The organism is Streptomyces sp. CC208A, from assembly GCF_030010625.1.
Classification (GTDB): domain Bacteria; phylum Actinomycetota; class Actinomycetes; order Streptomycetales; family Streptomycetaceae; genus Streptomyces.
In genome coordinates this window covers 46,793-66,615 of record NZ_JASCXN010000008.1, presented here as the reverse complement: position 1 = coordinate 66,615, position 19,823 = coordinate 46,793, and the positions used below count along the sequence as shown (strand labels likewise).

General features: G+C 73.6%; 17 protein-coding genes and 1 pseudogene. 7 read left to right on the top strand and 11 right to left on the bottom strand.

What is annotated here, in order from left to right:
- Window positions 1-302: 302 nt before the first annotated feature.
- A complete protein-coding gene (locus QK442_RS11710) occupies window positions 303-2,570 on the top strand; it encodes an alpha-N-acetylglucosaminidase (RefSeq protein ID WP_282693827.1) in 2,268 nt (755 codons plus the stop codon).
- A 5-nt stretch (window positions 2,571-2,575) separates the two neighbouring features.
- On the opposite strand, the gene QK442_RS11705 is transcribed toward QK442_RS11710, so the two are convergent.
- The 4 genes from QK442_RS11705 to QK442_RS11690 form a co-directional block, all read right to left on the bottom strand.
- Window positions 2,576-3,745: a thiolase domain-containing protein gene (locus QK442_RS11705; protein ID WP_282693826.1), complete on the bottom strand. Its 1,170-nt coding sequence runs from the start codon at window positions 3,743-3,745 to the stop codon at window positions 2,576-2,578.
- Window positions 3,735-4,799, bottom strand: a complete 1,065-nt coding sequence (locus QK442_RS11700; protein ID WP_282693825.1) for a thiolase domain-containing protein — start codon at window positions 4,797-4,799, stop codon at window positions 3,735-3,737. Before QK442_RS11700 ends, QK442_RS11705 begins: the two co-directional genes overlap by 11 nt.
- On the bottom strand, window positions 4,796-5,767 hold the full coding sequence (locus QK442_RS11695; protein WP_282693824.1) for an OB-fold nucleic acid binding domain-containing protein: 972 nt from the start codon (window positions 5,765-5,767) through the stop codon (window positions 4,796-4,798). The genes QK442_RS11700 and QK442_RS11695 overlap by 4 nt, the downstream gene beginning before the upstream one ends.
- 254 nt (window positions 5,768-6,021) lie before the next feature.
- Window positions 6,022-6,822: a crotonase/enoyl-CoA hydratase family protein gene (locus QK442_RS11690; protein WP_282693823.1), complete on the bottom strand. Its 801-nt coding sequence runs from the start codon at window positions 6,820-6,822 to the stop codon at window positions 6,022-6,024.
- Window positions 6,823-6,987: 165 nt separating this feature from the next.
- Between QK442_RS11690 and QK442_RS11685 the strand changes: the two genes are divergently transcribed.
- Window positions 6,988-8,634 (top strand): acyl-CoA synthetase, encoded by a 1,647-nt coding sequence (locus QK442_RS11685; RefSeq protein WP_282693822.1) that lies wholly within the window; start codon window positions 6,988-6,990, stop codon window positions 8,632-8,634.
- A gap of 16 nt (window positions 8,635-8,650) precedes the next feature.
- On the opposite strand, the gene QK442_RS11680 is transcribed toward QK442_RS11685, so the two are convergent.
- Window positions 8,651-9,391: an alpha/beta hydrolase gene (locus QK442_RS11680; protein ID WP_349239645.1), complete on the bottom strand. Its 741-nt coding sequence runs from the start codon at window positions 9,389-9,391 to the stop codon at window positions 8,651-8,653.
- 122 nt (window positions 9,392-9,513) lie between these two features.
- Between QK442_RS11680 and QK442_RS11675 the strand changes: the two genes are divergently transcribed.
- Entirely contained in the window at window positions 9,514-10,329 is an 816-nt protein-coding gene (locus QK442_RS11675) for a pentapeptide repeat-containing protein (protein ID WP_282693821.1), read from the top strand.
- Between the two features lie 27 nt (window positions 10,330-10,356).
- Here QK442_RS11675 and QK442_RS11670 read toward each other — a convergent pair whose 3' ends face one another.
- From QK442_RS11670 to QK442_RS11660, 3 genes are all read right to left on the bottom strand, one after another.
- Complete coding sequence (locus QK442_RS11670) at window positions 10,357-11,133, bottom strand: GNAT family N-acetyltransferase (protein WP_282693820.1); 777 nt, start codon at window positions 11,131-11,133, stop codon at window positions 10,357-10,359.
- Between the two features lie 118 nt (window positions 11,134-11,251).
- On the bottom strand, window positions 11,252-11,791 hold the full coding sequence (locus QK442_RS11665; protein ID WP_282693949.1) for a cupin domain-containing protein: 540 nt from the start codon (window positions 11,789-11,791) through the stop codon (window positions 11,252-11,254).
- 31 nt (window positions 11,792-11,822) lie between these two features.
- The gene (locus tag QK442_RS11660; protein WP_282693819.1) at window positions 11,823-13,043 is read right to left on the bottom strand and encodes a cytochrome P450; all 1,221 of its coding nucleotides are present in this window, start codon (window positions 13,041-13,043) and stop codon (window positions 11,823-11,825) included.
- A 366-nt stretch (window positions 13,044-13,409) separates the two neighbouring features.
- On the opposite strand from QK442_RS11660, the gene paaK reads away from it, so the two are divergent.
- Entirely contained in the window at window positions 13,410-14,699 is a 1,290-nt protein-coding gene (gene paaK, locus QK442_RS11655; protein WP_282693818.1) for a phenylacetate--CoA ligase PaaK, read from the top strand.
- 112 nt (window positions 14,700-14,811) lie between these two features.
- Here the strand turns inward: paaK and QK442_RS11650 are convergent, their stop codons facing one another.
- Window positions 14,812-15,162: a helix-turn-helix domain-containing protein gene (locus QK442_RS11650; RefSeq protein WP_282693817.1), complete on the bottom strand. Its 351-nt coding sequence runs from the start codon at window positions 15,160-15,162 to the stop codon at window positions 14,812-14,814.
- Window positions 15,163-15,278: 116 nt separating this feature from the next.
- Here QK442_RS11650 and QK442_RS11645 point away from each other — a divergent pair, with 116 nt between their 5' ends.
- The 3 genes and pseudogenes from QK442_RS11645 (at window position 15,279) to QK442_RS11635 (ending at window position 16,951) form a co-directional block, all read left to right on the top strand.
- Complete coding sequence (locus QK442_RS11645; RefSeq protein WP_282693816.1) at window positions 15,279-16,190, top strand: NAD(P)-binding domain-containing protein; 912 nt, start codon at window positions 15,279-15,281, stop codon at window positions 16,188-16,190.
- Between the two features lie 230 nt (window positions 16,191-16,420).
- Window positions 16,421-16,657 (top strand): annotated as a pseudogene (locus tag QK442_RS11640) (penicillin acylase family protein); the annotation flags it as partial.
- Between the two features lie 120 nt (window positions 16,658-16,777).
- The gene (locus tag QK442_RS11635; RefSeq protein ID WP_282693948.1) at window positions 16,778-16,951 is read left to right on the top strand and encodes a CsbD family protein; all 174 of its coding nucleotides are present in this window, start codon (window positions 16,778-16,780) and stop codon (window positions 16,949-16,951) included.
- Window positions 16,952-17,066: 115 nt separating this feature from the next.
- Here the strand turns inward: QK442_RS11635 and QK442_RS11630 are convergent, their stop codons facing one another.
- Together QK442_RS11630 and QK442_RS11625 are read right to left on the bottom strand one after the other, a co-directional pair.
- Window positions 17,067-18,623, bottom strand: a complete 1,557-nt coding sequence (locus tag QK442_RS11630) for an acyl-CoA synthetase (protein WP_282693815.1) — start codon at window positions 18,621-18,623, stop codon at window positions 17,067-17,069.
- A complete protein-coding gene (locus QK442_RS11625; protein ID WP_282693814.1) occupies window positions 18,620-19,729 on the bottom strand; it encodes a nitronate monooxygenase family protein in 1,110 nt (369 codons plus the stop codon). The genes QK442_RS11630 and QK442_RS11625 overlap by 4 nt, the downstream gene beginning before the upstream one ends.
- Window positions 19,730-19,823 lie beyond the last annotated feature (94 nt).

Below are 19,823 nucleotides of genomic sequence, written 5' to 3'. Positions count from 1 at the left end.
CCAGGGGGCGCACACCCGGCGCACGGTCCAAGCGCCGGGGCGATCACCCCGCGAAAGGCCCAGCGTACGCCGGAACGCGTCCTGTGTAACCGCATTCGTGCAAGCGGTTCACATGGGCGTGGGGTGTGGGGTACGGCTGTCGACGCGCAGGTCGGGGGGTGTTCGACGCACAGATGTACGGAGTTGGGGAACGGGTCGGGGAAGCGTGTCTTCCTTGACCGGAGTCCCGGCGAATACTCCCATATGACGGGCGGTCAGTTCATGATCGTCCCACGGTCCTGACAATGGGGATGAGCCGAAGCATGAGACCTCCTATTTCCCGTGCGCGGTCCTGGGCCGCGCGCTCGGTGTGCTCCCTCGCCCTGTGCGCCGCGGTGCTGACGGCGCCGCCCTCCTCGGTGCCCGCCTCCGCCGAGTCCGGCGCCCCGGCCGCCCCTGTCGCTCCGGCGGCCGGGCCGGCCGGGGCACCGGCGGCGGCGTACTCGGCCGGCGCGGCGCGGGCCGCGCTGGTACGCCTGCTGCCCCGGCACGCGGACCAGTTCGAGCTGGTGCTGACGCGCCGGGCCGACTCCGGCGACCGGTTCACGGTGTCGGGCACGCCGGGCCGCATCCTCGTCACGGGCGGCACCCCGGCGGTGCTGCTGCGCGGGGTGCACTGGTATCTGAGCTACACGGCGGGCGTGGACCTCGGTTCGCCCGGCGACAGTCTCGCGGCGCTGCCGGCCCGGCTGCCCGCGCCCTCCGGCATGATCAGCCGGTCGGCCTCGGTGCCGCACCGGTTCGCGCTCAACGACACGGACGACGGCTACTCGGGGGCGTACCGGGACTGGGACGCGTACGAGCGGCAGATCGACCTCCTCGCCCTGCACGGGGTGAACGAGGTGTTCGTGCAGATGGGCGCCGAGGCCGCCTATCACGCGGCGTTCCAGGAGTTCGGCTACACGAGCGAGGAGCTGCGCGCCTGGATCCCGGGGCCCGCCCACCAGCCGTGGTGGCTGATGCAGAACATGTCGTCGTTCGGCGGCCCGGTCACCGAACAGCTGATCGCCCGCCGGGCCGCCCTTGGCAAGCGGATCGTGGAGCGGCTGCGGGAGCTGGGCATGACGCCGGTGCTGCCGGGCTACTTCGGCACGGTGCCGCCGGGCTTCACCGACCGCAATCCGCAGGGGCGGGTGGTGCCGCAGGGCCGGTGGATCGGCTTCACCCGGCCGGACTGGCTCGATCCGCGCGGGCCCCTGTTCCCGGAGGTCGCCGCCGCGTTCTACCGGCACCAGGCCCACTTGCTCGGCACCACCACGATGTACAAGATGGACCTGCTGCACGAGGGCGGGAACCCGGGCGACGTGCCGGTCGGCGAGGCCGCGGCCCGGGTGATGGAGTCGCTCGACGCCTCCCGGCGGGGTGCGACGTGGGTGCTGCTCGGCTGGCAGCGCAACCCGAAGGCCGAGCTGCTCGCGGGCGTCGACACCTCGCGCCTCCTGGTGGTGGACGGGCTCTCCGACCGGTACGACGGGCTCGACCGGGAGACGGCCTGGTCCGGGACGCCGTACGCCTTCGGCACCATCCCCAACTTCGGGGGGCACACCACGATCGGCGCCAACACCTCCGTGTGGACCGAGCGGTTCGAGACCTGGCGGACGAAGCCGGGCAGCGCGCTGCGCGGCATCGCCTTCCTCCCGGAGGCCACCACCGCCGACCCGGTGGCCCTCTCGCTCTTCACCGAACTTGCCTGGCAGGACGCGCCGGTGGACCACGCCGACTGGTTCGCCCGGTACGCGGCCCGCCGTTACGGTTCCCCCGACCCGCACGCGGCCAAGGCCTGGGAGTGGCTGCGGCAGGGCCCGTACGGCACCCCGTCGAACGGCTGGAGCGAGTCGCAGGACAGCCTCTTCACCGCCCGGCCGAGCCTCACCGTCAGGACCTCGGCCTCGTGGGGGCCGAAGACGATGCGGTACGAGGCGTCGACGGTGGAGCGGGCGCTGGACGAGCTGTTGCGGGTGGCCCCGGAGCTGCGGTCCACCGACGCGTACCGCTTCGACCTGGTGGACACGGCCCGGCAGGCGCTCACCAACCGCAGCCGGGTGCTGCTGCCGCGGATCAAGGCCGCGTACGAGGCGAAGGACCTGGCGGCGTTCCGGGCGGAGGCGGCGGAGTGGCGCCGGTCCATGGAGCTGCTCGACGAGCTCCTCGCCACCGACCGGCGGTTCCTGCTCGGGCCGTGGCTGGAGGGCGCCCGCGCGTGGGGCCGCACCGAACAGGAGCGGGCGACGCTGGAGTTCGACGCCCGCTCGCTCGTCACGACGTGGGGGCACCGGGCGGGCAGCGAGGCCGGTCTGCACGACTACGCCAACCGCGAGTGGTCGGGGCTCGTCTCCGACTTCTACGCGCCCCGCTGGTCGGCGTACCTGGACTCGCTGGAGACCTCGCTGGTCACCGGGCGGGCGCCGGCCGCGATCGACTGGTTCGCCTGGGAGAACGACTGGAACCTGCGGCGGAACTCCTACCCGGTGACCCCGAAGGGCGACCCGGTGGCGCTGGCGGAGCGGGTGCGCGACGGCCTGCGCGCCTGAGGCCGTCAGGCGGCGGGCGGTTCGGCGCCCACCAGCCACATGGAGAAGAACTGGGCGCCGCCGCCGTAGGCGTGGCCCAGGGCCCGGCGGGCGCCGTCCACCTGGTGCTCGCCGGCCTCCCCCCGTACCTGGAGGGCGGCCTCGGCGAAGCGGATCATGCCGGAGGCGCCGATGGGGTTGGTGGAGAGGACGCCCCCCGAGGGGTTGACGGGCAGATCGCCGTCGAGTTCGGTGACGCCGGACTCGGTGAGCTTCCATCCCTCGCCCTCGGCGGCGAAGCCCAGGTTCTCCAGCCACATCGGCTCGTACCAGGAGAACGGCACGTACATCTCGACGGCGTCGATCTGCCGGCGCGGGTCGGTGATCCCGGCCTGCCGGTAGACGTCGGCGGCGCAGTCGCGGCCCGCGCGGGGCGAGACGAAGTCCTTGCCGGCGAAGAGGGTGGGCTCGCTGCGCATGGCGCCGCCGTGCACCCAGGCGGCGGGCCGGGGCGCCCGGTCCGCCCCGGCCCGGTCGGTGAGGACCATGGCGCAGGCGCCGTCGGAGGACGGGCAGGTCTCCGAGTAGCGGATGGGGTCCCACAGCATGGGGGACGCCTGCACCTTCTCCAGGGTGATGTCGTGCTCGTGGAGGTGGGCGTAGGGGTTCTTCAGGGCGTTGCGGCGGTCCTTGTACGCGACGAGGGAGCCGACCGTGTCGGGGGCGCCGGTGCGGCGCATGTAGGCGCGGACGTGCGGGGCGAAGAAGCCGCCGGCGCCGGCGAGGAGGGGCTGCTGGAAGGGGACCGGCAGGGACAGGCCCCACATGGCGTTGGACTCGGACTGCTTCTCGAAGGCGAGGGTGAGGACGGTCCGGTGCACCCGGGCGGCGACCAGGCTGGCGGCGACGAGGGCGGTGGAGCCGCCGACGGAGCCCGCGGTGTGGACGCGCAGGAGGGGTTTGCCGACGGCGCCGAGGGCGTCTGCGAGGTACAGCTCCGGCATCATGACGCCCTCGAAGAAGTCGGGCGCCTTGCCGATGACGACGGCGTCGACGTCCGCCCAGGTCAGCTCGGCGTCGTCGAGGGCCCGCAGGGCGGCCTCGCGGACGAGTCCGGCGATCGAGACGTCCCGGCGGGCGGCGACGTGCTTGGTCTGGCCGATGCCGACGACGGCCACGGGCTCCTTACCGGACATGGGGTTCCCCTTCGAGGACGGCGACCAGGTTCTGCTGGAGGCAGGGCCCGGAGGTGGCGTGGGCGAGGGCGCGGTCGGAGTCGCCCCGGTGCACGGCGGCGGCGGCCTCGCCGAGCCGGATCAGACCGGCGGCCATGACGGGGTTGGCGGCGAGCGCGCCGCCGGACGGGTTGATCCGGACCTCGTCGCCGAGGCCGAGGGCCCGGGTGAGGATCACCTCCTGGGAGGTGAAGGGGGCGTGGAGTTCGGCGGTGTCGACGGGCCGTTCGAAGGCTCCGGCGCGCTCGGCGGCGAGCCGGGTGGACGGCGAGTCGGTGAGGTCGCGGACGCCGAGCGCGTGGGCCTCGATCCGGTGGTCCATGCCGCGGATCCAGGCGGGCCGCGCGCACAGCTCGCGGGCCCGGTCGCCGGCGGCGAGGATCACGGCGGCCGCGCCGTCGCCGACCGGCGGGCAGTCGCCGGTGCGCAGTGGCGCCACGACGTGATCGCCCTGCGGGCGGGCGCCGGTGACCTGGGCGTGCGGGTTCGCGGCGGCGTCGGCGCGGCGGCGGGCGGCGAGCGCGGCGAGCGCCGCCTCGTCGGTGCCGCCGGCGTCGATGAGGGCCCGGGCCTGGAGGGCGGCGAGGGCGACGGAGTCGGGCCAGAGCGGGGCGAGGTAGTACGGGTCGAGCTGGCGGGTGAGCACGTCGCGGACGGAGCCGGGCGAGGACTTGCCGTAGGAGTAGACGAGGGCGGTGTCGGCCTCGCCGGTCAGCAGCTTCACCCAGGCCTCGTACAGGGCCCAGGCCCCGTCCGTCTCGACATGGGACTCGGAGATCGGCGGCCAGGCGCCGACGCCGTCGAGGGCCATGGTGAAGGAGAAGGCGCGCCCGGCGAGGTAGTCGGAGGAGCCGGAGCAGGTGAAGCCGATGTCGGAGGCTTTCAGACCGGTCCGCCGCAGCACGTCGTGGAGGACGGGCATCACCATCTCGACCTCGGAGAGGTCGTCGGTGCGGCGCCGGTGGTCGCTCTGGGCGAAGGCGACGATCGCCACGTCCCGGACGGGGGCGCTCATAGCAGCTCCTTGTACGTGTCGTAGTCGGCGTCGGGTTCGCCGGTGGGGCGGTAGTGGTCGGGGTAGCGGCCGTCCTCGCTCCACACGGGTTCGACGCGCAGGCCCATGCGGACCTGGTCGTAGGGGATGCCGCCGATCCGGCCGTGGAGGGCGAGGCCGGCGCCGTCGAGGGCGATGTGGGCGTAGACGTAGGGCACCTCGATGTCGAGGTTCGCCGTATGCGCGGCCTTGATGTTGACGATGCAGAAGGTGGTGACGGTGCCGCGCGGCCCGACCTCGACCTGCTCGGTGGTGGCGACGCCGCAGGTGGGGCAGGCGCCGCGGGGCGGGACGTAGACCTTGGCGCAGGAGGGGCAGCGCTCGCCGACGGTGCGGCGTTCGGCGAGGGCGTGGAGATAGCGGGTCTGGGCGCGGCCGGGGCTGTAGGTGTAGTCGAGGCGGGCGGGGGTGGTGAGGGTGGTGACGGGGTCGTCGAACGCGCCGGTGTGGGGGGTGGGTTCGGTGGCGGGGGCGGTGTGGTCGTACCGCTCGAAGCAGGCGATGTCGGTGATGGCGCCGGTGCGTTCGGCGGCCCAGCGGATCCGGACCCGCATGCCGGTGCGGACGGTCTCGGGTCCGGGGGCGTCGAGGACGTGCAGGAGGGCGGTGTCGGCGCCGTCGAGGCGGACGAGGACCCAGGCGAAGGGGGTGGTGAGGGGCTGGCCGGGGCGGGGCTCGGGGTTCCAGGCCCAGGTGGTGACGGTGCCGGTGGGCTCGACCTGGACGAGTTCACGCAGCTCGGCGGCGGTGTCGGGGTCGTACTCGACGGGCGGGACGAGGATCCGTCCGGTTTCGGTGCGGACGCCGAGGACGGTGCGTTCGCGGAGGGCGGTGAGGAAGGCGGACTGGACGGGACCGAGGGAGCGGGTGAAGGGGAACTCGACGACGAGGGGGGCGCGGAGGGTTTCCGGTGGGGGGGTGGTGGTCATGGGGGCGGGGCTCCTTGGGGGCGGCGGTCGGAGGGCGCGGCGGGGGTGCGGCGGGCGGCGGCGCGGAGGCCGCTGCGCGGGGCTTCTCCCCCACCCCGCCCCTTCCCGTAACCGGGGCTCCGCCCCGGACCCCGCGCCTCAAACTCCCCCTACGCCTAGCGGCGTGGGGGGACCCCCAGCGGGGCTGAGATCTGTCCTTTACGGGGGTCCGGGGGCTTGCCCCCGGTTACGGGAAGGGGCGGGGTGGGGAGAACTCACTCCCGCCGGTACACCGGCGGCCTCTTCTCCGCGAACGCCCTCGCCCCCTCCTTCGCGTCCGCCGTGTCGAAGATCGGCCAGCCCCGCTTGAGTTCGGCCGCCAGCCCCTCCGTCTCGGTCAGCTCGGCGGCCTCGTACACGGACGCCTTCACCGCCTCGACGGCGAGCGGGCCGCAGGCGTTGATCCGTTCGGCGAGGTCGAGGGCGGTGTCCAGGGCCTTTCCGTCGGGGACGACCCGGCCGACGAGTCCGATCCCGGCGGCTTCCTCGGCGGTGTACGGGCGGCCGGTGAGAAGCATTTCGAGGGCGTGGGTGCGCGGGATCTGACGGGGCAGCCGGACGGTGGAGCCGCCGATCGGGAAGAGGCCGCGGCGGACCTCGAAGAGGCCGAAGAGGGCGGAGGTGCCGGCGATCCGGATGTCGGTGCCCTGGAGGATCTCCGTGCCGCCGGCCACGCAGGCGCCCTCGACGGCGGCGATGACGGGCTTGCGGGGGCGGTGGTGGCGGAGCATCGCCTTCCAGTGCAGGTCGGGGTCGGCCTTGAGCCGCTCGCGGTACGCGTCCCCGGCCATGCCCTTCCCCGCGAGGGCCTTGAGGTCCATGCCGGCGCAGAAGGCGCCGCCCGCTCCGGTGAGGACGATCGAGCGGACGGCGTCGTCCGCGTCGGCCTCGATCCAGCCGTCGTACAGGCCGACGAGCATCGGCAGCGACAGGGCGTTCTTGGCCTCGGGGCGGTTCAGGGTGAGGACGAGCGTGGCGCCTTCGCGCCGCACGGTGAGGTGTTCGGTGCCGGCCATGGGCTTCTCCCGTCTCCAGTTCTGGAACAGGTTGCAGGAGTGGCGGGGGTAGTTCAATAGTTTTCTGACAGGCAGTCAGATTCTTTGGCCCATCCCCTTCCCACCTCCGCCCGTCGGCGCTCTAATGACCGCCCGAGTCCGAACGCGCCGGGGTCAGGAGGAACGGTGGAGTACAACCTTGCCGACCTGTTCGAATCGGTCGTGGACGTGGTGCCGGAGCGCGAGGCGCTGGTCTACGTCGACCACCCGGGCACGGGCGCCGAGCGCCGGCTCACCTACGCCGCGCTCGACGAGGCGGCCAACCGGCTGGCCCACCACCTCCTCGACGCGGGCGTCCGCCCCGGCGAACACCTGGGTCTCCACCTGTACAACGGCGTCGAGTACCTCCAGACCGTGCTCGCCTGCCTCAAGGCCAGGATCGTGCCGGTGAACGTCAATTACCGTTATGTGGAGGAGGAGTTGGTCTACCTCTACCGGGACGCCGATCTCACCGCGCTGGTGTACGACGCCGAGTTCACCGACCGCGTGGCGGCGGCCCTGCCGCGCACGGACAAGCTGCGGCACCTCGTGCGGGTGGGGACCCCGGCCGAGGGGGCCCGGCCGGAAGGGGCCGCCGCCCTCGACTCCGTACCGTTCGAAGAGGCGGAGGCGGCAGGCTCGCCCGGGCGCGGCTTCGACCCCCGGTCCGGCGACGACCTGTTCATCATCTACACCGGCGGCACCACCGGCATGCCCAAGGGCGTGCTGTGGCGCCAGGAGGACCTGTTCTTCGCGGGCCTGTTCGGCGGCGACCCGTCCGGCGAACCGGTCAAGCGCCCCGAGGAGGTGGCCGAGCGGGTGGCGGCCGGTGGTGCCGGTCTCACCTTCTTCCCCGCGCCGCCGCTCATGCACGGCACCTCCATCCTCACCACCTTCATCGCCTTCCACTACGGCCAACGGGTGGCGCTGCACCGCAAGTACGTGCCCGAGGAGGTGCTGCGGACCATCGAGAAGGAGAAGGTGTCCAGCATCTCCCTGGTCGGGGACGCGATGCTGCGCCCGCTGATCGACGCGCTCGCCGGGCCGCTGCGCGGCACCGACCTGTCCGCGCTGTTCAGCCTCTCCTCCTCCGGCGCGATCATGTCGGAGACCGTACGGGCGCAGCTGCGCGAGCTGATGCCGCACGTGCTGCTGCTCAACAACTTCGGCTCCACGGAGTCCGGTTCGAACGGGCGGGCCACCGACGACTCCGGCCCCGAGAAGGGCTTCCGGCTGCACGTCAACGAACGCACCCAGGTCGTCGACCCGGCCACCCGCGAGCCGGTCGCCGTCGGCGAGACCGGTCGGCTCGCCCAGCGCGGCCACGTGCCGCTCGGCTACTACAACGACCCGGCGAAGACGGCCGAGACCTTCTTCGAGCGGGACGGGGTGCGGTGGGTGCTCCTCGGCGACATGGCCACGGTCGGCGCGGACGGGGTGGTGACCGTCCTCGGCCGGGGCTCCCAGTGCATCAACACCGGCGGCGAGAAGGTCTATCCGGAGGAGGTCGAGCAGGCTCTCAAGTCGCACCCCGACGTGTACGACGCCCTGGTCGCGGGCGTGCCGGACGCGAAATGGGGCAACCACGTGGCCGCCGTCGTCCAGCAGCGCGAGGGCTCGGCCCCGCTGGACCTGGCGGCCGTCCAGGAGCACTGCCGTCGCCACCTCGCCGGTTACAAGGTCCCCCGCCAGCTCGTCCTCGCCGACCGCATCCAGCGCTCGCCGAGCGGCAAGGCGGACTACCGCTGGGCGAAGACGGTGGCGACGGAGGCGGACGCGCGGGAGCGCGGATAGGAGCCCCCGGCCCCGGCTACAGGCCGAACTCCCGGAGTGCGGCGAGGAACGCGGCCGGGCGGGTCTCGTGGACGAGGTGCCCGGCATCGGCCACGGTGACCAGGCGGGCGCCGGGGATGGCGGCGGCCAGGCCGGACAGCTGTTCCTGGGGGATGTGGCTGGTGGGGCCGCCGGCCAGGATCAGGGTGGGGGCCGTGATCGCGGGGAGCTCCGCGCGCCAGGCCGGGTCGGGGGCGTTCAGCTGGGCGTCGGTGGTGGGGACGATCTCCCAGTCGAAGGCGAGGGGGCCCTCGGGGCGCTCGGCCCGCGGGCGGGGCGGGTCGAGGGGGACGAAGGCCGGCGGCTCCTCCAGGACGAGGCGGCCGACGAGCTCCGGCTCGCGCTGGGCGAGGAGGTACGCGGCGGCGGCGCCCATCGAGTGGGCGACGACGGTGGCGCCGGCGAGGCCGAGGGCCCTGAGGAAGCCGCCGAGTTCGTCGCGGAAGTCCGCGAAGCCGTATCCGCCGGGCCGGTCGCTGAGCCCGTGGCCGCGCAGGTCCACCGCGTACACCCGATGGCCTGCGGCCAGCTCCTCGACGACCCCGGTCCAGGTGGTGCCGGATTCGCCGCGCCCGTGGACCAGGACGAGCGGTGGGGCGCCCTCGGGTCCCGCGACCCGGTAGGCGAGCCGTACGCCGTCGACGACGACCGTGCGGACGGGCGGCTCTCCTTCCCCGTGCACCGGTTCGGTCCCGTCGTGCGGCATGGACGTCGGCATGATCATGATCCTGACCGGCTCAGGACCGTCCGCGCAACCGGATTCGCCCGGGCCGCGGCCCTTCGCCGGGGCCGCGATACGGTGGGAGGATCGTCCCCGAGCCGTGAAGGAACCGTTCCACCGTGCCCGAGACCCGGGAATCCGCGCTGCGCGGCGACTGCGCGCAGTGCTTCGGCCTGTGCTGCGTGGCGCTGCCGTTCGCGAAGTCGGCGGACTTCGCCGTGGACAAGTCCGCCGGCGACCCCTGCCGCAACCTCCAGGACGACTTCCGGTGCGGGATCCACACCCGGCTGCGGCCCAGCGGTTTCCAGGGCTGCACGGTGTACGACTGCTTCGGCGCCGGCCAGCGGGTCTCCCAGGTCACCTTCGGCGGGGTGTCGTGGCGGGAGGCGCCGGAGACCGCCCGGCGGATGTACGAGGTCTTCCCGGTGATGCGGCAGCTGCACGAGCTGCTCCGCTACCTCACGGAGGCCCTGGAGCGGCCCGCCGCCCGCCGGATCCACGGTGAGCTGCGCTCGGCGCTCGCCCGGGTCGAGGAGCTGACCGCGCTGCCGGCCGCCGACCTGGAGAAGCTGGACGTGGCCCCCGTGCGGGCCGAGGTGAATCCGCTGCTGCTGCGGACCAGCGAACTCGTCCGCGCCACGGCCGGTGGCAAGCCGCGCGGCCGGCGGGGTGCCGACCTCGTCGGGAAGCGGCTGCGCGGGGCGAAGCTGCGGGGCACGGACCTGCGCGGCGCGCTGCTGATCGCCGCCGACCTGACGGGCGCGGACCTCACCCTCACGGACCTGATCGGCGCGGACCTGCGCGACGCCGACCTGTCCGGCGCCGTCCTGACGGACGCCCTGTTCCTCACCCAGCCGCAGCTGAACTCGGCGCGCGGCGACGCGAGGACCGTCCTCCCCGAGGGCTTCGCACGCCCCGCGCACTGGACGTCCTGAACGCAGGACCGCCTCATCGCCGCCTCCTCAGGCGTGGACGTACGGGGTGGTCGTGGTGAGCGGGAGGAAGCCGAGGCGCTGGAGGATCGGGCGGCTGGTGGGGGCCGCGTCGACCTGGAGCCAGCGGTGGCCGCGGGCGGCCGCGACGCGGGCGCGGTGGGCGACGAGCGCGCGGTAGAGGCCCCGGCCGCGCCACTCCTCGACGGTGCCGCCGCCCCACAGTCCGGCGAAGTCGGTGCCCGGGTACAGCTCCAGGCGGGCGGCGCTGACGGGGACCCCGTCGGCGAGGGCGAGGACGGCGGTGACGGTGCCGGGGTCGGCGGCCAACCGGTCGAGGAGGCGGCGGCCGAGGTCGGAGCTGTCGGTGCCGAAGGCCCGTTCGTGGACCTCGACGACCTGGCGTACACCCTCCGCGTCGGTGACCTCGCGGAGTTCGACGCCGTCCGGCAGCGGCACGGCGCCGGTCTGCGCGGCGGCCTCGGCGGCGAGCAGTGTCTCGGGCTCCTCGGGGGCGAATCCGGCCGCGAGGAGCCGTGCGCCGAGGTCGGCGGGGCCGTCGTGGCCGTACAGCTTCCACTCGAAGGGGACGCCCGCGGCGCGGTAGTGGGCGAGCTGGGCGGCGATGGCCGCGTCGGCGGTGTGCTCGTCGAGCCCTGACCAGAGGACGCCGTTCCAGGCGTGGCCGGGGCCGGTCTGGCGGACGACGTCACCGGCGCGTTCCACGCGGCAGCCGGGTCCGTCGGGGCGCGCCTCCCGCCGCAGCTGCCGGTCGTACAGGTCGAGGAGGTGCTCTGCGAGGTTCATCAGGGCCATTGAAGGACGGCCTCCGGGGCCGGGCAATGCCTTTTCGGCCACGCCCCGGCCCCGGCGGCTCACCCGGTCCCGGAGGCCGGCTCTCGAAGGTCCCCCGGGCCCCGTACCGTCACCCGCCGGCGTCGTGCCGGAGCGGGGTGATCTGCTCGATGTCGTAGCGGATGCGGAGCTCCTCGACGGCCGCGTGGTCGACCTCGCCGCCCTCCCCCGCGTCGGCGAGGATCTCCATCAGTTCCTCGAAGTACCGCTCGTGGTCGGGCGGCGGGGAGGCCTGGAAGAGCATCCGGGCCGGGGCGCCGGTGGGGTTGGCGAAGGCGTGCGGGCAGCCGGGCGGCACCAGGATGAGAGTGCCCGGGGTGGCCCGCACGGCCCGCTGCCCGGAGGCGGACTCCCATTCCCGCCAGCTGTCGCGGGTGCGGACGAGCGGTTCGAAGGCGAGGACGTCGAGTTCGCCGTCGAGGAGGTAGAACAGCTCCTCGCTGCGCCCGTGGGCGTGGGCACCGACGTCGAAGCCGGGCGGGACGACGACCTCGAAGGTGGAGGCCGCGCGGGAGTGCTCACCGGTCACCTTGAAGGTGACGTGCTGGGCGTCGGTGCGCAGGGTCCTGCCGTGGCCCGGCGGGACGACGAGGCCTCCGGCGGCCCCGATGGCGGTGGCTGTCACGGGTGGCTCGCTCCTGTCACCAGGTCACGGGGAGGGTCTCGGGGCCCCGGATGAGGGCGCCGCGCTGCCAGCGGAGCTCGTCCTCGGGGACGGCGAGCCGCAGGCCGGGGAAGCGGGTCCACAGGGAGCCGAGGAGGATCTCGGACTCGATGCGGGCGAGCGTGGAACCGGGGCAGTAGTGCGGGCCGTGGCCGAAGGCGACGTGCGGGTTGTACGCGCGGTCGAAGTCGAGCCGGCCGGGGTCGGGGAAGACGTCCGGGTCCCGGTTGGCGGTCAGGTACGAGACGTAGACCGGGTCTCCGGCGGGGATCCGGACGCCGCCGACCTCGACGTCCTCCATGGCGATCCGGGAGAGGCCGACGGCGTTGCGGTGCGGGATGTACCGCAGCAGCTCGTCGACGGCCTGCGGGATCAGCTCCGGCTCGGCGCGCAGTCGGGCCAGGTGGTCGGGGTGGGTGAGCAGCGCGTAGACCATGTTGGCGCTGTTGTTGCGGACGGCGTGGGCGCCGCCGATCTGGATGAGGACGGCGAGGCCGACGGCCTCGTCCTCGGTGAGGGTCCCGTCGCCGACGGCGTCGGCGAGGACGGCGGCGAGCCGGTCGCTGTCCGTGCCGTGGTCGCGGGCGATGAGCTCGGTGAAGTACCGCCCCATCTCGGTCTTGGCCCGCTCGCTGGCCTCCCGCCCCGCGCCGGCCGAGATGATGGTGTCGGACCAGTGGGCCATGCGGGGCTGGTCGGCCTCGGGGACGCCCATGAGTTCGCTGACCATGGCGAGCGGGAAGGGCCGGTTGACCGTCTCCATGAGGTCGGCGGGCGGGCCTGCTTCCTCAAGGCGGTCGAGGAGCCCGTCCATGACGGACTGGGCGTGGTCGCGCAGCGCGCGCAGGGCGCGGGCGCTGAAGGCGCGGGCGACGACCCGGCGCATCCGGGTGTGGTCCGGCGGGTCGGCGAAGCCGACGGCGCCCTCCATGGGGATGAAGTGGGGGGCGAGCCGGGTGACGGGGCGGCCCCAGACGGCCTGGCGGCTGAACCGGGGGTCGACGGAGACGAACTTGACGTCCTCGTAGCGGGTGACGAGCCAGGCGTGGCCCTCTCCGTGCGGGAGCCGGACGCGGGTGACCGGGTCCTCGTGGAGGAGTTTGGCGAGCATCGGGTCGAAGTCGAGCCCGGTGAGGTCGGGCACGGCCCAGAAGTGGACCTGGGGGGTGTCGGCGGTTCCGGGGGCGGTGGTGGTCACGGCGTCGCCCCCGCGGGGACGGGAGGGTACGGCACAGGCATGACGTTCGCTTTCGTCCGGGCACGCGGGCGGACCCGCCCGCCCGGTGCTGGGGACGGGGTGCTGCGGGACCGGGGCCCCGGCTGGTCGGACGGGTGCCCTGAGCTCGCGGCCCGTATGCGTACGGCTCCGGGAACCCACCCCATGGGGTGACACCGGCGCACCCACTCGCCGGGGAAAGGTGGTGCCGGGCTCTTGCCAACGCCCTCTCCGGGAACGTTTTACTGACCTCCACACGTATCTACCGAATGATCGGTCGCCCGCTTCACGCGGGCGACGACCGGGCGAGTGCGGACGAGTACGGACGAGTGCGAGGGGTGGCGGCGGATGAAGGAACTGCTGGACGGCGGCGAGCGGCTCGGGCGCGAGGAGCTGGCGGCGCTCCAGCTGGAACGGCTGCGGAGCACGCTGCGGCACGCGTACGCGAACGTGGACTTCCACCGGCGCGCCTTCGACGCGGCCGGGGTCCGCCCCGACGACTGCCGCTCCCTCGCCGACCTGGCCCGCTTCCCCTTCACCACCAAGGCGGACCTGCGCGAGCACTATCCCTTCGGGATGTTCGCCGTGGACCGGTCGCGGGTCCGCCGGATCCACGCCTCCAGCGGCACCACCGGCCTGCCGACCGTCGTCGGCTACACGGAGGGCGATCTGGAGGTGTGGGCCGAGGTGGTGGCGCGCTCGCTGCGCGCGGCCGGTGCCCGCCCGGGCCACCGGGTGCACGTGGCGTACGGCTACGGCCTGTTCACCGGCGGCCTCGGGGCGCACTACGGGGCCGAGCGGCTCGGCTGCACGGTGATCCCGGCCTCCGGCGGCATGACCGCCCGTCAGGTGCGCCTGATCCAGGACTTCGAGCCCGAGATCGTCATGGTGACGCCCAGTTACATGCTGACGCTGCTCGACGAGTTCGAGCGGCAGGGCGTGGACCCGCGCTCCACCTCCCTCAAGGTGGGCGTCTTCGGCGCCGAGCCGTGGACGGAGGCGATGCGCGCGGAGATCGAGGAGCGGTTCGCGATCGACGCGGTCGACATCTACGGCCTGTCGGAGGTGATGGGCCCCGGTGTGGCGCAGGAGTGCGTGGAGACCAAGGACGGGCTCCACATCTGGGAGGACCACTTCTATCCGGAGGTGGTGGATCCGGTCACGGGCGAGGTGCTGCCGGACGGCGAGGAGGGCGAGCTGGTCTTCACTTCGCTCACCAAGGAGGCCATGCCGGTGGTCCGTTACCGCACCCGGGACCTGACCCGGCTGCTGCCGGGTACCGCGCGGCCCGCGTTCCGGCGGATGGAGAAGGTCACGGGCCGCAGCGACGACATGATCATCCTGCGCGGGGTGAACCTCTTCCCCACCCAGGTCGAGGAGATCGTGCTGCGGACCCCCGCCGTCGCCCCGCACTTCCAGCTGCGTCTGACCCGCGAGGGCCGGCTCGACGCGCTGACGGTCAGGGCGGAGGCCCGCGCGGACGCGACGCCCGAGGACCGCGCGGAGGCGGCGCGGGCGATCGGGCGGGCGGTCAAGGACGGCATCGGCGTCTCGGTCGCGGTCGAGGTGGTGGACCCGGAGACCCTGGAGCGGTCGGTGGGCAAGATCAAGCGGATCGTCGACCTGCGGGACCGGTGAGCCCCGGGGGGCGGAGTACCCACTTTTTAGTGGGTACTTGTCGCCGTCCGCGCCCCGGGAGAGGCTGAGGACGTTCACGGGGACGGCGCCGCGAGGGTCCGGAAGGAGGGAGTCAGGAGGCGTCGCGGGTCTCGGCCAGCCGGTCGAGGTGATCGTGGCCCCAGTCGGAGAGCGGCGCCAGCGCACGCGAGAGTGCGAGACCGTGCCCGGTCAGGGAGTACACGGTCCTGAGTGGCACGACCTCGTGCGTCTCACGGTGCACGAGTCCGTCCTCCTCCATCTCGCGCAGGGCCTGGGTCAGCACCTTCTCGCTGATCCGCGGCACCTTCCGGCGCAGTTCGCCGGGCCGGTGCGGCCCTGATTCGAGCAGCCACAGCAGCAGGGTCTTCCACTTGCCGTCGAGCACGGAGATCGCCGCGGCCACGCCGCAGACCCCGCCGTCGTCGAGGCGGATGCGCGCCATCGTCCCTCTCCCGTTCCGCCGTCCGTGTGCCCGGGCGTGCGCGGCCGTTCCGCCGCGCCGTCGCCGTACCCACCTTAATCCACCGCAATCCGCATTCTCTGCACAGGAGTTCACTCATGTCCGTCGACCCGCAGTCCACGCCGCAGTCCATGTCGCGGCCCGCCGCCGTCACCGTGCTCGGCCTCGGTCCGATGGGCCGCGCCCTGGCCGGCGCGTTCCTCGCGGCCGGGGTGCGCACCACGGTGTGGAACCGTACGCCCGGCCGCGGCGCCGAGCTCGTCGAGCGGGGCACGATCCCGGCGGCGAGCGTCGCCGAGGCGGTCGCGGCGAGCCCGCTGACCGTCGTCTGCCTGGTCGACTACGACGCCACCGACGCGGTGCTGCGGCAGGACGCGGTCGAGGCCGCGCTCAAGGGCCGCGTCCTGGTCAACCTCTCCGCAGACACGCCCGGACGGGCCCGGGACACCGGGCGCTGGGCCGAGGAGCACGGCATCCGCTACCTCGACGGCGCCATCATGACGCCGGCCGGCACGATCGGCTCGCCGGACGGTGTGTTCCTCTTCAGCGGCCCGTCCGAGCTGTACGAGGAGAGCCGGGCGCTGCTCGGGGCGCTCGGCGGCACCCACACCCACCTCGGCGAGGACGTCGGCCGGGCCGCGGCGTACGACATCGCGCTGCTCGACATCTTCTGGACGGCGATGGCCGGCTTCACGCACGCGCTGGCGCTGGCGGACGCGGAGGGCGTCTCGCCGCGCGAACTGGCCCCGTTCGCCGCGGGGATCGCGCGGATCCTGCCGCCGATCTTCGACGAGTTCGCCGGGGACGTGGAGGACGGCACCTACTCCGGTGCGGTCAATCCGCTGACGTCGGCGGTGTCGACGATGGCGCACGTCGTGCACGCCGCGGAGGCGCACGCCATCGACTCGGGCGTGATGCGCGCCGCCGAGGGGCTGGCCCGCCGCACCGTGGCGCTCGGTCACGGTGCGGACGGCTTCTCCCGGATCGCGGAGGTCCTGCGCCGGCGCTGAGCGGAAGCCCGGTACGCCGGGGCGGGCCTCGGGCCCCGGCGTACCGGGCGTGCGACTCCCGGCCTCGGATACCGAACGGCATGTCGACAAGGCGTGGGCGCGGCTGACTGGATGGCCCGACCTGCTTTCACCGCATGCCCGTCGGGAGGCGCCTTGCCCGTCCGCACGCTTTTCTCCCGCCGTTCCCGGGAGCACCTCGCGCCGGCGGACGCGGTGGCGGAGCTGTGGGCGGCGGCTACGTGGAGGTCGCGCACGGCACGAGCCATGTGCAGGCGGTCGGCTGGGACGGCGGACACTGCCCGGCGGCCCGCACCCTGCTCACGTACTCCCCGCCCTCGAACCCCGACTCGCCGCACCACAGCGACCGGACGAGGCTGTGCGCGGGCGGGCGGTGGGTGACCTCCCGGTTCCGCGAGGAGGACATCCTGCGCTCGCCCGCGCTGCGTGTCGTGGCCGTCAGGGACCGAACAGGAGGGGACGGCGGCGGGCGGCGAAGGCGGGCCGGGTGCGTGACCGGCCGGATCCGGGGTACTCGCCGTGGTCGGGGAACACACCGTACGACGAGCAAGGGTTCCGAGGTGACGGACATGGCCGGCGGCAAGAAGGCCAAGAGCATGGCCAAGACCGCGAAGGGCAAGGCCAAGGAGACCACGGGCAAGGCCCTGGGGAACGAGAGCATGGAGATGGAGGGAAAGGCCGAGAAGATGACCGGGAAGGCCCAGCGGGCCGGCCAGAAGGCGAAGGACACCCTGAAGCCCTGACCGGGTCCTCAGCGCGACGGGCTGGAGGGGGCGACCCGCCGGCCCGTTCCGTGTCCGGAGGGACACGGAACGCCGTCGGCGCCCGGGAGGGCCCCGGCCTCCCGGGCGCTCCGGGTCACAGCGGGCGCTCGTGCCCCTCCCAGTACGGGTCGCGCAGTCGGCGCTTGTAGAGCTTGCCGTTGGGGTCGCGGGGCATGGCGGCGATGAAGTCGAGGGACTTCGGGCGCTTGAAACCGGCCAGGTGGCCGGCGCAGTGGGCCAGGATCTCCTCGGCGAGCGCCGGCCCCTCCTCGTACCCCTCGGCGGTCTCGACGACCGCCTTCACCTCCTCGCCCCAGTCGGCGTGCGGGATGCCGAAGGCGGCGGCGTCGGCGACGGCGGGGTGGGAGAGGAGCGCGGCCTCGATCTCGGCGGGGTAGATGTTGACGCCGCCGGAGATGATCATGTCGATCTTGCGGTCGCGGAGGTAGAGGTAGCCGTCCTCGTCGAGGTGGCCTAGGTCGCCGACGGTGAAGAAGTCGCCGACGCGGTTCTTCGCCGTCTTCGCCTCGTCCTTGTGGTACTGGAAGCCGCCGGTGTTCATCTTCAGGTAGACGGTGCCGAGTTCGCCGGGCGGGAGGCGCTTGCCGTCGTCGCCGAGGACGGCGATCTCGCTGATCGGCCAGGCGCGGCCGACCGTGCCGGGCCGTTTCAGCCACTCCTCGGCCGTCGCGAAGGTGCCGCCGCCCTCGCTGGCCGCGTAGTACTCCTCCACGCACCCGCCCCACCAGGCGATCATCGCCCGCTTGACGTGTTCGGGGCAGGGCGCGGCGCCGTGGACGGCGTGCCGCATCGAGCTCACGTCGTACCGCTCGCGGATCTCCTCGGGGAGGGCGAGGAGCCGGTGGAACTGGGTGGGGACCATGTGGGTGTGGGTGCAGGCGTACGTGTCGATCAGCCGCAGCATCTCCTCCGGCGCCCACTTGTCCATGAGCACCAGCGGGTGCCCGATGTGCAGCGACGCGGCGGCGAACTGGAGGACCGCCGTGTGATAGAGCGGCGAGCAGACGAGGTGCACGTTCCCGTCGTGGGGGCGGATGCCGAAGATGCCGAGGAAGCCGCCGAGATGGGACTCCTCGGGGAGGCGGCCCGACAGGGGGCGGCGGATGCCCCGGGGGCGTCCCGTGGTGCCCGAGGTGTAGTTCATGACCCAGCCGAGGGTCCGGGCCGCGGGCACCGACTCCGGCTGTCCGTCGAGGAGTTCGGCGTACGGACGGAAGCCGGGGACCGTGCCGACGGCGTACCGGTGGCTCGGCGCGAGGCCCGCCTCCTCGGCGGCGGCGACGGCCGCCTCGGCGAAGCGCTCGTGCGCGATCAGCACCTTGGCGCCGGAGTCGGCGACGATCCAGGCGATCTCCGCGCCCACGAAGTGGTGGTTGACCGGCACGAGGTAGAAACCGGCCTGGGTGGCGGCGAGATGGGCGGTGAAGAACTCTGCGCCGTTGGGCAGGACGACGGCGAAGGCGTCGCCGCGTTCCAGGCCGGCCGCGCGCAGCCCGTGGACCATGCGGTTCGCGGCGGCGAGCAGCCGGCCGGCCGACCACTCCTCGCCGTCCGGCGCCACCAGGGCCGTACGGTCCGGGTCCGCGGCGGCCTGGGCCCAGAAACCGTTCGGTGGCGTGTCGCCGCTCATCCCCGCCCCCTTCCGGCGATCCGGTTGATCCGGTCGACGGCCTTCTCGAAGCCTCGGGTCAGCTCGTCGACGACCTGCCGGACGCTGCGCTCGGAGTTCATCCGGCCCACGATCTGCCCGACGGGGGTGCCGAGCAGCGGGTCGACCTCGTACTTCTGGATCCGGGAGACGGCCTCCGCGACCAGCAGGCCCTGGAGCGGCATGGGCAGCGGGCCCGGTCCCGCCGGGTCCTCCCAGGCGTCGGTCCACTCGGTGCGGAGCTGGCGGGCCGGCTTGCCGGTGAGGGCGCGGGAGCGGACGGTGTCGCCGGAGCCGGCGGCGAGGAGCTTGGCGGTGAGGGCGCGCGAGTGGAGTTCGGCCTCGGTGGTGGTGAGCCAGATCGAGCCGAGCCACACGCCCTGGGCGCCGAGGGCGAGCCCGGCGGCGATCTGCTCGCCGCTGCCGATGCCGCCGGCGGCGAGCACCGGCAGCGGGGAGACGGCGTCGACGACCTCGGGGGTGAGCACCATGGAGGCGATCTCGCCGGTGTGGCCGCCCGCCTCGTACCCCTGGGCCACGACGATGTCGATGCCGGCCTCGGCGTGCCGGCGGGCGTGGTGGGCGCTCCCGGCGAGCGCCGCGACGAGCACGCCGTGCTCGTGGGCGCGGGCGACGACGTCGGGCGGCGGGGAACCGAGGGCGTTGGCGAGCAGCTTGACGGAGTAGTCGAAGGCCACGTCGAGCTGGCTGCGGGCGACCTCCTCCATCCAGCCGGTGATCCGCCAGCCGGACGCCTCGCCCTCGGCGAGCTCGGGCACGCCGTGCTTGGCGAGGACCGAGCGGACGTACTCCCGGTGCCCGGCGGGGATCATGGCCTCGACGTCGGCCTCGGTGACGCCCTCGACCTTCTTGGCGGGCATGACGACGTCGAGGCCGTAGGGCCGTCCGCCGGTGTGCTCCTGCATCCAGTCGAGGTCGCGGGCGAGGTCGTCCGGTGCGGTGTAGCGGACCGCGCCCAGGACGCCGAAGCAGCCGGCCCGGCTGAGGGCGGCGGCGACCGCGGGGAAGGGCGTGAAGCCGAAGATGGCGTGCTCGATCCCCAGTGTGCGACTCAGCTCCGTCTCCATGGGCGCAGGATGCCGCAGCGGCGTGGCGGAGGGAAGAGGTTTCCTGATGGAGCGTCAGATTCTTTGGTGGGGGGCTGTGGGTGTGGTGCGGGCC

Excerpts from the sequence above, each read along its gene's own strand:
- QK442_RS11690 (WP_282693823.1), bottom strand. The coding sequence starts at position 6,822 with ATGGCCGGCACCGAACACCTCACCGTGCGGCGCGAAGGCGCCACGCTC.
- QK442_RS11695 (WP_282693824.1), bottom strand. The coding sequence starts at position 5,767 with ATGACCACCACCCCCCCACCGGAAACCCTCCGCGCCCCCCTCGTCGTC.
- QK442_RS11645 (WP_282693816.1), top strand. The coding sequence starts at position 15,279 with ATGTCCGTCGACCCGCAGTCCACGCCGCAGTCCATGTCGCGGCCCGCC.
- QK442_RS11635 (WP_282693948.1), top strand. The coding sequence starts at position 16,778 with ATGGCCGGCGGCAAGAAGGCCAAGAGCATGGCCAAGACCGCGAAGGGC.
- QK442_RS11705 (WP_282693826.1), bottom strand. The coding sequence starts at position 3,745 with ATGTCCGGTAAGGAGCCCGTGGCCGTCGTCGGCATCGGCCAGACCAAG.
- paaK (WP_282693818.1), top strand. The coding sequence starts at position 13,410 with ATGAAGGAACTGCTGGACGGCGGCGAGCGGCTCGGGCGCGAGGAGCTG.
- QK442_RS11630 (WP_282693815.1), bottom strand. The coding sequence starts at position 18,623 with ATGAGCGGCGACACGCCACCGAACGGTTTCTGGGCCCAGGCCGCCGCG.
- QK442_RS11670 (WP_282693820.1), bottom strand. The coding sequence starts at position 11,133 with ATGAACCTCGCAGAGCACCTCCTCGACCTGTACGACCGGCAGCTGCGG.
- QK442_RS11625 (WP_282693814.1), bottom strand. The coding sequence starts at position 19,729 with ATGGAGACGGAGCTGAGTCGCACACTGGGGATCGAGCACGCCATCTTC.
- QK442_RS11700 (WP_282693825.1), bottom strand. The coding sequence starts at position 4,799 with ATGAGCGCCCCCGTCCGGGACGTGGCGATCGTCGCCTTCGCCCAGAGC.
- QK442_RS11650 (WP_282693817.1), bottom strand. The coding sequence starts at position 15,162 with ATGGCGCGCATCCGCCTCGACGACGGCGGGGTCTGCGGCGTGGCCGCG.
- QK442_RS11710 (WP_282693827.1), top strand. The coding sequence starts at position 303 with ATGAGACCTCCTATTTCCCGTGCGCGGTCCTGGGCCGCGCGCTCGGTG.
- QK442_RS11680 (WP_349239645.1), bottom strand. The coding sequence starts at position 9,391 with ATGCCGACGTCCATGCCGCACGACGGGACCGAACCGGTGCACGGGGAA.